We start from the raw sequence: 10,667 nt of genomic DNA, 5'->3' as shown, positions 1-10,667 counted from the left end.
CGGCATCACCGGGTCTTGGAGTTTGTCTACTTTTCGGTGGTCAGCTCGACTGGGTTTGCCATTGGCCTGCTTTCCGGGCCGTATCTCATCAAGTGGTATGGCATCAGCACATTGACAGCCCAGTTGCTGCTGATCGTTTCGTCCACTCTGGTGAATTTCATCTGCCGGAAGCTCTTTGTGTTCAAAGGTTGAGGCCGCATGCTGAACGTCGTCCTGTTTCAGCCGGAGATTCCGCACAACACGGGTGCCATCGGACGGCTGTGCCTGGCCACGAATGCGCGGCTGCATCTGATCAAGCCGCTCGGCTTCAGTCTTGATGACAAGCAGCTCAAACGCGCCGGACTGGACTACTGGGCGGAGGTGGATGTGCGTGTCTGGGACAGCTGGGAGGCACTGGCGGCGGAGATTCCTGCCGGGGCCGCCTGCTGGTTCATCGAATGCCAGGGCGAACATACCTACTGGGAGGCCGACCTCACAGCGGATGAGATTTTCCTCGTCTTCGGCCCGGAAACACGTGGCATCCCGGCCTCGGTAATCCAGCCGAAGCGCTGCCTGCGCATCCCGATGCAGGGCACGCGGAGTCTGAATCTGGCCACCGCTGCGGGCATTGTGATGTATGAGACGCTCAGACAACGCACGCTGGCGGGCATCATGTCTTGACGCCGCGTGGCATCTGCGGAGCGTACACCCTTATCTACATGAGCCAGGAAGCAGCCCCACTCGCCGCACACGATGTGCACCGTACCTACCACCTTGCGGGGCATGATCTGCCCGTGCTACGCGGCGTCAATGTCGAAGTCGCCGCCGGTGAAAAGGTGTTCCTCTGCGGCCAGTCCGGTGCAGGCAAAACCACTCTGCTCTACGTCCTCGGCGGGCTGGAGCAGCCCACATCGGGCGATGTGATGGTGCATGGCCGCTCGCTGTATCAGGCGGCAGCCGCCGAGCGTGCGCGCACGCGCAACGAGGTCATGGGATTTGTTTTCCAGCATTACTTCCTGCTGCCGGAACTCACGGCTTTGGAAAATGTGATGCTGCCGGCCATGATCGGCGGCAAAAAAGCCGAGACCCGCGCCCGTGAACTGCTGGACAAGGTGGGCCTCACGGCACGCCTCCAACACCTGCCCACCGAACTTTCCGGTGGCGAGCAGCAGCGCGTGGCCATCGCCCGCGCGCTCATCAACAACCCCGGCATCATCTACGCCGACGAACCCACCGGCAACCTCGATGCAAGCACCGGCAGCGGCGTCATCGACATGCTGATGCAGGTGGTCGATGAGGCCAAAAAAACACTCGTGGTCGTCACACATGATCAAACCCTGGCCAAGCGCGGTGACCGCCGCCTGCTTCTCAAAGAGGGCCGTCTCGAAGAAGGTTGATGCACTCGCCTTGGTGCTGAAACGAGATTAAACTTCTGCACGCGTATGTCTTCGGAATCTCCCATGCCCGCCACGGACTCCCCTCCCTTCCCAGGATCACAGCGCCGGAAGCGCGGCTGCTTTGGCTCGCTCATCCGCCTGCTGTTTCTGCTCACCCTGCTCATCGCACTGGTGCTGCCATTCACCCCCTTTGCCGGCAAGATCAAAAAAGCCATCCAGGACATCGTCGCCTCCGCACGGAGCACGAAGGAGCGCATCGTCACGCGTGATGTGATGCGGGATGTGATCAAGGAAGTTCCCGTCGTCAAAGAAGTGACCAAGGAAGTCATCCGCGAAGTCCAGCCGCCGCTGCCGGAGAAATACATCCCGCGCAAGGACATCGATGTGGCCACGCTTTTCAACGGCATCACGGTCAAAACAAACCTGATCACGGAAGAGGGTGGCTTTGCCAGCCTGGAGCGGCTTGATCCCGAGGCCTACAAGGCGGAATTCCAGCTGAGCATCCGCGTGCCGAAGGCGAACCAGACGCTGGACGAACTCTCCCGCATCAACAAAAACCTGCCCGCGATCCTGCCCGGACTCGGTGTCATGCTGCCAGCAGCGAAGGTCAGCGGCTTCTACCACAAGCTTTACGAGAACAAAACCAACCGCGTGCAGAACGACCTCACGCGCCTGAATAGAATCCTCGACCGTCACAACTTCTATGATACCGAGACCATCTTGGAACTGACCCACCCGACCACGCAGCGCCGCGCGCTGCTCGTGCAGTCGGAGATGGATGTGGTGGCCGACGGCTCGGATGGCGACCGCATGCCGACGCTGGAGGAGTACATCTACCTCTCCGACTATTACCAGCCCTTCACGAGCTATGCGTGGGCGAAGACCACGAAGACGCCGAACCCGCTTCTCGCCAAATGGGAGGACCGCCTGCAAAAGGCGCAGGATGAATTCTCAAAGAAGGGCCTGAGTTCATCACGCAACCGAGAGCTCAAGGTGATGATCGACCAGCTCAAGCTGGAGGTCTCCGACTTCAAGGTGCGCAGCAGCCTCATCGCGGACAAAGACCCCTTCATCGTCATCTCGCTGCTGTTCCGCGGCTATGCGGATCAGAACAAGTTTACGCCGCAGATCGGCGACTACGCGGCCGTCATTCACGAAGGAAAAATCTATCCCGCCATCTGCGGCGACTACGGCCCCAGCTTCAAAATGGGCGAAGCTTCGCTGCTCATGGCCAAAACCATCAATCCCAAGGCCACGCCCTACATCCGGCCCGAAAGCGATCTCAAGGTGACCTACCTCATCTTTCCTGGCACGGCGGAGAAGGAGCGCAGTGCTCCAGACCTCGCGAAATGGCGGGAGAAATGCTTGGCTCTGCTGGGAGAAGTGGGCGGCGTGGGTGCTGGTTTTGAGCTGCACACCTGGGAAGACCCGTTCAAGAAACCGGAGCCGCCGCCACCCGTCACCGTCATGCCACCTGCGACCAGTGACGCAGCCACCCCCGGCACACCAGGAACGATAACGACCCCTCCGGGAGTGCCATCTGCCACGACACCTCCCCTGCCCGGCCCAGCCACGGCCCCGATCATTCTGACGCCCATTGAACCATCGTCGGCAGCGACGAAGTCAGGTGACGCGAAAGCTGCGCCTGCCAAGTCGAGCGGGACAAAGGCGAAAGCGAATAAGAAGTAAGTGCGTTGCAGGAATGGCACTCAGTTAAGGGGTGGCGTGCATTCTGGAGGGTCTGGGGCACCCGAGTCACGCAGCAGCATCTTGGAATACTCAAGTCAAAACCGAGACACCCGCACCGCCCCATCAGCGGTTTAAATCCTGCTCTTACCTGACTGCCCTTATGCGCACCGAATGCCTGGCTTTTTTCCAAAACCCGCGCCTGAACGATCCAAGGAAACGGGAGGTCATGGTATTGAATATGAGATGTTTGCATCTTTAGGTTTCTAAATAATGCCTGACAACTTATTGGAAAGAACCACCAAACACTCGACAAATGGAACGATTAGCAAACTCCCAACTTGTGCATCGACTAGTTTTTTTACTGCTCATGCTTTCAATGCGATCTTCGGCAATAGCCAATGTCGCGGTTCAAGACTTCGATACTCACATAGAGGACGCAGAGACTGTTCTCACTGGGATGGTCAGAGAAGGTCGGCAAGGGCAAGTCATTCTTGTTGTAGAGACTTCATTGAAGGGCGCAGGAAAGCCAAACGAGGAAATCGTTATTGATGAGAACTCCAGATTGGCGTGGCGTCACGTGCCCGGAGGCGGGCCAATGCCTCCGACTAGTTACGCTGATTTTGTGCAGCAAATTCAGCAATCTGACTGGTATCAAAAACGAGTGGTGCTCGTCGGATCCATCAAAAATGGGAAATGGATAAGCTACTGTTACGATTGGTCCGTTTGGACCTCCGGTTTGTCTACGCGGAAAGAAGCTCTCAAGGGCCTTTCTTTTGAAGAGCTTGTGAAGGCGATAAAATCGAAACTCGGAGAATCCACCGCAACTCATCAAGTAAAGACGGCCAGCCAAGGCACTAGGGCGGAAAAGCCTGCTATTGCTCCGAATCCCCAGCCCCCAGTTGTTCAACCAACAGAGTCTAAGAAGACATTCGCACCCAGGCCCGTGACCCCGCCACCGAGCGATGAACCAGCATCATCAACGCCGTGGAGCATGATCGTTGTGTTGACCGTGGCGGCGCTTGGCCTGCTGTGGCTGCTGCTCAAGCGGCGTTCGTGAGCGTGGGGCGGTTAGCAACGTCTCTCCGGCCTGCAGAAAAAAAACATGCCTTGCATCATGCACGCATCGCCTGACCTAAAACATTGCCAATCAAAGCCAAATGGAGGCGGGGGCACCGGCGGATGAGGCGCGTGAATACGACGGCGCTGATCACGCAGTCACGCGCATCGACTTCCCGACTGAAAAAAAAAGCTAAGCATGAATGGCACTTGATTAAGGGCATGTGTCGCCAGTTTTGGAGGTCTGGGCACCCGAGCCATGCGACAGCGTCTTGGAGTGCGGTGGCAGAGATGCACGGCGCAAGCCTGCATCAGCGACACCGCTTTCGCGAGGTGTTGCTTGCTCCTTGGCCTGAGCCTGCTGTCCGGCCTGCGAAAGCGGCGTCGAGCCCAGGCTTGCCGCGCGCATTGATTCGCTTTGCTCACCCTTTGGGCAGCCTGCGACTGTCTATCTTCACTGCGCTCCGGTTCCAAGACGCTGTCGCGTTCGCGTAAGTGCAGGACCAGAAGCATGCGAAGCGAACGACATCCCGCCTCAACGGAGTGCCATCAGTGCGTTGCTGCCCGCCAGCCTCAGTCAAACACCACGGTCTTGTTTTTGACGACCAGCACACGGTCACGTGAGTGCCACCAGAGTGCTTTGGCCAGGACGGTTTTTTCCAGGTCGCGACCAAGGCGCACGAGGTCTTGCACGCTGTCTTCGTGACTGACGCGCATGACATCCTGATGGATGATCGGACCTTCATCCAGGTCTGCGGTGACGTAGTGGCTGGTGGCGCCGATGATCTTCACGCCGCGCTGGAAGGCCTGATGGTAGGGCTTCGCACCGACGAAAGCAGGCAGGAAGCTGTGATGAATGTTCAGGATACGGTGAGGGAACTCCGCGATCATCGCCGGACTGATGATCTGCATGTAGCGGGCCAGCACGACGGTGTCGATGCGGTTCTGGCGCAGCAGTTCGATCTGGGCGGCCTCCTGCGCGAGCTTGTTGTCCTTCGTGATGGGAAAGTGATGAAACGGAATGCCGAAGCGCTCCGCCGCCGGCCGCAGGGTCTCGTGATTGGCAACGATGAGCGGGATGTCCACGGGCAGGTCCCCGGATTCATGACGAGCGAGGAGATCGTAGAGACAGTGGTTCTCCTTGGTGACAAAGAGGGCGATGCGCTTGCGCTGGCTGGCAAAGCTCAGGCGCATCTGCATTTCATGCCGACGTGCCATGGGCTGCAGGCGCGACTCGATCTCTTCATTATCGAGCGTGAACTTCTCCAGGCTCCATTCCAGGCGCATGAAGAAGGCGTTCTGCTCGGGGTCGATGTGCTGCTGCAGGTCGATGATGTTCCCCTGATGGGAGAAAATGAACCCGGTCACATCATGCACGAGCCCCGGACGGTCCGGGCAATGGATGAGGAGTGTAGCGATGTCAGCAGAGGCCATGGTGAATCAGGATTACGAACGTGAAGCGGGGAAGCGCGTACAAATGCCGTGGCCTTCGATCAGGCTGGGAATCTGCTCGGCATGACGACCGGAGGCGATGATGCACTCCACACCGCCGTGCACTGCATCCTGGACGGCGCGCAGTTTGGAAATCATGCCACCGGTGCCGAGGGTGGATTTTTCCTCTTCGGCGTGGTGGATCACGTCATCGACGTTCTCGACGACAGGGATCGGGCCCTCTTCAGGTTTCTTGGTATCGCGCAGAAGTCCGGGAGCGCTGGTGAGGAGGATGAGGACGTCGGCGCCCCAGAAGCGGGCGACGCGGGAGGAAAGCTTGTCGTTGTCGCCGTAGCGCAGTTCCTCGATGGCGACGGAGTCGTTTTCATTGATGACGGGAACCACCTGAGAGAACTCCATCAGGCGATCCAGCACCGCTTTGACGCGTGGCGCACGATCCGCGTTTTCGAAATCTTCATGCGTGACGAGAAGCTGAGCGACGTGCAGGCCGTGATCCCGCAGGAGCGATTCATAGGCGTGCATGAGGTGCGTCTGGCCCACGGCGGCGAGCGCCTGCAGGGTGGTCACATCTGTTGGACGTTGCTTGAATTCAAGCGGCTTCAGGCCGGAGGCCACGGCACCGCTGCTGACGACGACGACCGAATGCCCGGCACGCTTCAGAAGTGCGACGGCCTCCACGAGTTTGCGCAGTTGCACGGGATCGGGTTCAGGCGCGTCTTTGCGCGTGAGAATGCCGGAGCCGAATTTGAGAACGATGCGCTTGGAGGCCATGAGTCAGGGGGAAACGAGGGGCGGCGAATATGGCGGGGTGCGCTGCGATGCAAAGGGCAAAAGGCACAGAGATGGCCACAAAAAGGCGCAAAGAGGTTCAAAAAAGAGGCGTGGGGCGGCTATGCCAGGGAATACGGAATCCAACCGTGATTCAGAGCCCGAATCGAAAGACGATCAGACTCTGATTTTTGCCCTTTTTGTGCCTCTTTGCGGCCAATCCGAATCTTACCACCGCACCACGGAACTGGCCCAGGTAAAGCCGCCGCCGAAGGCGACGAGGAGGACGACATCGCCCTTTTGGAGGCGGCCGGCCTTGTTGGCTTCGTCGAGGGCCACGGGGATGGTGGCGGCGCTGGTGTTACCGTATTTGTCGAGATTCATGAACACACGCTCCAGCGGCAGGTTCAGGCGTTCAGCGATGGCACTGATGATGCGCGCATTGGCCTGATGTGGAATGACGAGCGAGACATCCGCTGCGGTCAGACCGGCCATTTCCAGCGCCTGCTGAGAGGCCTCCAGCATGCGGGTGACGGCATGCTTGAAGGTTTCGCGGCCTTCCATGTGAATGGTGTTGGGATGCGACTCGACGTTTTCGGGAGTGATTGGGCAGGCGGAACCGCCGCCTGGAACCTTGAGGACGTCAGCGAGAGTGCCGTCCGTGCCCATGACCGTGGACAGAACTCGTCCGGGAGCGTCGGTTTCCGATTCATCGGCCCGGCGAATGACCACTGCGCCGGCTCCATCGCCAAAAAGCACGCAGGTGTTGCGGTCTTTCCAGTTGATCAGGCTGCTGAGCTTTTCCGCGCCAATGACGAGGGCGGTGGTGCGGTTGCCGGTGTTGATGAAATGACGCGCGACCTGAAGGGCGTACAAAAAGCCGGAGCAGGCGGCCGAGATGTCAAAGCAGACGGCATTCACGGCTCCGATCTTCTTCTGCACAAAGCAGGCGGTGGACGGGAAGAACATGTCCGCCGTGACGGTGGCGACGATGATGAGCTGAATGTCCTCTGGAGCCACTCCGGCGCTGGCCATGGCGCGGCGGGCCGCTTCGGAAGCGAGATCACTGGTGGCCTGCTCTGGCGCGGCGATGCGGCGCTCCTTGATGCCGGTGCGGGAGGTGATCCACTCGTCGGAGGTATCGACAATTTTGGACAGATCTTCGTTGGTCAGCACTTTTTCAGGCATGTAACTGCCTGTGCCAATGATGCTGGAGGCGCAAAAGGGCTGGGAACTAGGAGCGGGCATGGAGGGAAATGGAATGGGCGGTGGCGGCGGCTTCGATGTGAGGCCCGACCTGATGTTGGATGGATTCGCAAGCCTGACGGATTGCGTTCTTCATGGCAAGCGGAGATGCACTGCCATGGGAGATGATGGTGATGCCCCGGAGGCCCAGCAGCGGCATGCCGCCGACCTCGTCGGGATTGGTGCGGTAGTGGACGCGCTTGAAGGCGGGCTTGGCCAGCAGGCCGCCGATCTTGGTCCAGAAGCCGCTCTTAATTTCGCTCTTCACCATGCTGAAAATGGTGTGCGCCAGAGCTTCGGCGTTCTTTAAAATGACATTGCCGGTGAAACCGTCGCACACGACGACATCCGGCGGGGTTTCCCACACGTCATGGCCTTCGACGTTGCCGATGAAGTTCAGCCCAGCAGTGTGGCGCAGCAGCTTGCCGGTTTCCTTGCACAAGGCATTGCCCTTTTCAGCTTCGGTGCCGTTGGACATGAGGCCGACGCTGGGATTTTCCCGGCCCAGCACGTGGCGGGCAAAGGCGCTGCCCATGATGGCGTTCTGCACCAGATGCGCAGGCTCGCTGTCAGGATTGGCCCCGGCATCGATCAAGATCCAATGCTTGGTCAAGGAAGGCATGATCGAGGCGATGGCTGGCCGCTCGATGTGCGTGAGGGTGCGCAGTTTGATCAGAGAGGCGGTGACGGCGGCACCGGTGTGACCGGCGCTGACCACGGCATCTGCCTTGCCATCTTTGACCAGATCCACGGCCACGCTGATGGAGCTGTCCTTCTTCTTGCGCACGGCGTCGATGCCGCTGTCAGACATTTCAACGACCTGGCTGGCGGGGACGATTTCCAGTTTCGGGCTGGAGATTCCCTGCTTCTGCAGTTCCTGCTCAATGGCAGCCGGAACGCCCACCAAAAAGAGTTTGGTGATGGCGGGCAGCGACTCGAGGGCGAGTTTGACGCCGCCAATGGGGTTTTGCGGGGCGAAATCGCCCCCCATGACATCCAGTGCGATCTTCATTCCTGCGGTTGCGTGAGAGTCTTCAAAAGTATCGGGAAACGAGTCTTAAAGCGTGCGGAAGCGGGAATGCAAATGGGAGTTTTTGGCCATCTAGGACAAAAACAAACCGGGAGTGCAGTGACTGCACTCCCGGCTGAAAAAACGCAGGCTTAAACGGCGCGTCTAGTACACGCCTTCCACGATGGTTTTCTCCATCGCACCGAAGGGGCGGACGTCGGCGACGCCGTCCCAGGCATAGGGGGCGCGGGGCTTGCGGCGCATGGCCTCGTCACGCTCCAGGAAGCGGGGCATGAAGAACTCCTGGGTCAGGGTGGTGAGCTCCACACGGCCCCAGGCGTCGTATTCGACGGTCTGGTCGGTGTTCTTGGGATCCACCACACGCAGCACGGCGCGGGGCTGCGGTGCGTAGTAGGTGATGGAGAAATTGTCCTCCGGGGTCAGCGGCACGCTGGCGGCGAGGCCCATGAGGGTGTTGCCGTAGGTGGGGTAGAAGCCGATGCGGTTTTCCAGCACTTCTTCGATGATGAAGCGCACGTATTGAGGCGTCATGGTGGTGCCACCGACGAAGCAGCCACGGATGCCAGCGGAGTAGAGATCCACCTTTTCAGCGAGGGCTTCGAGAAGCTTGGGGGTGGTGAAGATGGCGGAGATTTTGCGATTCTTCAGCAGGAGCACAGCCTGATCCACCACGTGGTCCATGTACTGGCGGGCGACGTCGAACTGCTTGTTGGAGATGAGCTTCTTCACAAAGCGGGGGTCGAGATCGACGAAGTAGCAGGAGCTGCCGCGGTAGTTGGCCAGATGCTCCACGGCGAGGCGGAGGCGGCGGGGGCCGGTGGGGCCGACCATGATCCATGATTCACCCGGCGGGAAGTGCTTGTCGTCGAGCTTGTGGCTGAACTCCTCGTAATCAACGCGGAAGTCATTCCAGCCGATGCGCTGCTTGGGCATGCCAGTGGTGCCGCCGGTTTCGAAGATGTTGAAGGGCTTGCCTTTGAAGGCGGCGGGGACCCAGACTTCCGGCTGCTGATCGCGGAGCCATTCGTCCTGGAAATGGGAGAAGTTTGCCAGGATGTCCTCGTAGCTGTTCACCTTGCCACGGGGGTCGAAATTGTTTTTGGCCCAGTCGAGCCAGAAGGGACAGCCGGTTTCTGGCGAGAAATGCCAGTTGATGATTTCGCGGACTTGGGTGTCGAGTTGGGTTTTGGCTTCGGCTGGAGTCATGGACGGGACGGGGGATGGGAGCGGGGAATGTGAAACGGGAGGCATTAAACGAAAGTGGAATTCACAGCCTTTCGATCAAGAAGCGTGAAATAAATTTCAGCAACTTCGTCCAAGAGGGGTCAGTTTAACGTCGCAACCCAATCCACATCATGAAACTCAAGCATCTGCTCTGCTCCGCCCTTGTTCTGTTCTCGCTGGTCTCGTGCGTTGTCGGCCCCGGCTATGGCCGGCCGATCGTCAGACCTGTGGGCCGGCCTGTCGTCAGGCCCGTTGGCCGCCCCGTTGTTCTGCCCTATGGTGCACACCCCTACTACCACGGCGGGGTGCGATACTACAATCATCGCGGTGTTTGGTACCGCCCCCATGGCGGCGGGCACATCATCGTTCCGCGCCCCTATTAAAAGACTCGCTGGCATGCTAGTGGTGCCGCAGTTGAAAACCAGTATCGACGTGAGAAAGGTGCACAACGGCATCGCCGCTGTGATCGCTCTCGATTGCAGCGGTCCCCTTTCCCGCAAAACATGAGCCTTTCCCTCACTCAAGACGACAACACCGCCCTTTTTCGCAAAGCCTGGACGCTCTACGACGCGATCTCTGAGAAGAACTACATGTTCCACCGTGAGATCTACGACCACGTCTCCGGGATGCTGCAGCAGCGCCACGCGCAGGGGCCTTATCACCTCCTTGATCTTGGCTGTGGGAACGCGCGATTCCTGGCGCCCTGCCTGAAAACGGCACCGCCGGCCAGCTATGATGGGGTGGACTTGTCCGCCTCCGCTCTGGGTGAAGCGCGCACGTATTTGCAGGGCATTGCCAACACGGGGCTGCACCACAAGGACATGCTG

12 protein-coding genes are annotated in these 10,667 nt (G+C 59.3%); 7 read left to right on the top strand and 5 right to left on the bottom strand.

The genetic code is table 11. The features are described 5' to 3' along the window. From WAW39_RS21330 to WAW39_RS21310, 5 genes are all read left to right on the top strand, one after another. A partial coding sequence (locus tag WAW39_RS21330; protein WP_422321184.1) for a GtrA family protein occupies positions 1–192 on the top strand: 192 nt, incomplete at its 5' end. Positions 193–198: 6 nt separating this feature from the next. Next, the gene (locus WAW39_RS21325) at positions 199–660 is read left to right on the top strand and encodes a tRNA (cytidine(34)-2'-O)-methyltransferase (RefSeq protein ID WP_422321183.1); all 462 of its coding nucleotides are present in this window, start codon (positions 199–201) and stop codon (positions 658–660) included. Between the two features lie 38 nt (positions 661–698). Beyond that, positions 699–1,376 (top strand): ABC transporter ATP-binding protein, encoded by a 678-nt coding sequence (locus tag WAW39_RS21320; protein ID WP_397385923.1) that lies wholly within the window; start codon positions 699–701, stop codon positions 1,374–1,376. 45 nt (positions 1,377–1,421) lie between these two features. Continuing rightward, on the top strand, positions 1,422–3,065 hold the full coding sequence (locus WAW39_RS21315; RefSeq protein ID WP_422321182.1) for a glycoside hydrolase family 75 protein: 1,644 nt from the start codon (positions 1,422–1,424) through the stop codon (positions 3,063–3,065). Between the two features lie 313 nt (positions 3,066–3,378). Continuing rightward, positions 3,379–4,122, top strand: coding sequence for a hypothetical protein (locus WAW39_RS21310; protein WP_422321181.1), 744 nt, complete (start codon positions 3,379–3,381; stop codon positions 4,120–4,122). Between the two features lie 572 nt (positions 4,123–4,694). Here WAW39_RS21310 and purU read toward each other — a convergent pair. The 5 genes from purU to WAW39_RS21285 all read right to left on the bottom strand — a co-directional run bounded on the left by purU (position 4,695) and on the right by WAW39_RS21285 (position 9,822). Continuing rightward, the gene (purU, locus tag WAW39_RS21305) at positions 4,695–5,555 is read right to left on the bottom strand and encodes a formyltetrahydrofolate deformylase (RefSeq protein ID WP_422321180.1); all 861 of its coding nucleotides are present in this window, start codon (positions 5,553–5,555) and stop codon (positions 4,695–4,697) included. Between the two features lie 12 nt (positions 5,556–5,567). Beyond that, complete coding sequence (proB, locus tag WAW39_RS21300) at positions 5,568–6,344, bottom strand: glutamate 5-kinase (RefSeq protein WP_422321179.1); 777 nt, start codon at positions 6,342–6,344, stop codon at positions 5,568–5,570. 225 nt (positions 6,345–6,569) lie between these two features. Continuing rightward, entirely contained in the window at positions 6,570–7,589 is a 1,020-nt protein-coding gene (locus tag WAW39_RS21295; RefSeq protein WP_422321178.1) for a beta-ketoacyl-ACP synthase III, read from the bottom strand. Continuing rightward, positions 7,576–8,598 carry a phosphate acyltransferase PlsX gene (plsX, locus tag WAW39_RS21290; RefSeq protein WP_422321177.1) on the bottom strand — a complete coding sequence of 341 codons (1,023 nt, stop codon included), beginning with the start codon at positions 8,596–8,598 and terminating at the stop codon, positions 7,576–7,578. Before plsX ends, WAW39_RS21295 begins: the two co-directional genes overlap by 14 nt. Positions 8,599–8,760: 162 nt before the next feature. Beyond that, positions 8,761–9,822 carry a hypothetical protein gene (locus tag WAW39_RS21285; protein WP_422321176.1) on the bottom strand — a complete coding sequence of 354 codons (1,062 nt, stop codon included), beginning with the start codon at positions 9,820–9,822 and terminating at the stop codon, positions 8,761–8,763. A 149-nt stretch (positions 9,823–9,971) separates the two neighbouring features. On the opposite strand from WAW39_RS21285, the gene WAW39_RS21280 reads away from it, so the two are divergent. Both WAW39_RS21280 and WAW39_RS21275 read left to right on the top strand, forming a co-directional pair. After that, positions 9,972–10,223, top strand: coding sequence for a hypothetical protein (locus WAW39_RS21280; RefSeq protein WP_422321175.1), 252 nt, complete (start codon positions 9,972–9,974; stop codon positions 10,221–10,223). Between the two features lie 120 nt (positions 10,224–10,343). Further along, on the top strand, positions 10,344–10,667 hold a 324-nt coding region (locus WAW39_RS21275; protein ID WP_422321174.1), incomplete at its 3' end, for a methyltransferase domain-containing protein.

This window comes from Prosthecobacter sp. (genome assembly GCF_049294395.1).
In the GTDB taxonomy this organism is placed as follows: Bacteria; Verrucomicrobiota; Verrucomicrobiia; order Verrucomicrobiales; family Verrucomicrobiaceae; genus Prosthecobacter.
Note: the sequence above shows the minus strand (reverse complement) of the source record. Positions and strands in the feature narration are given on the sequence as shown.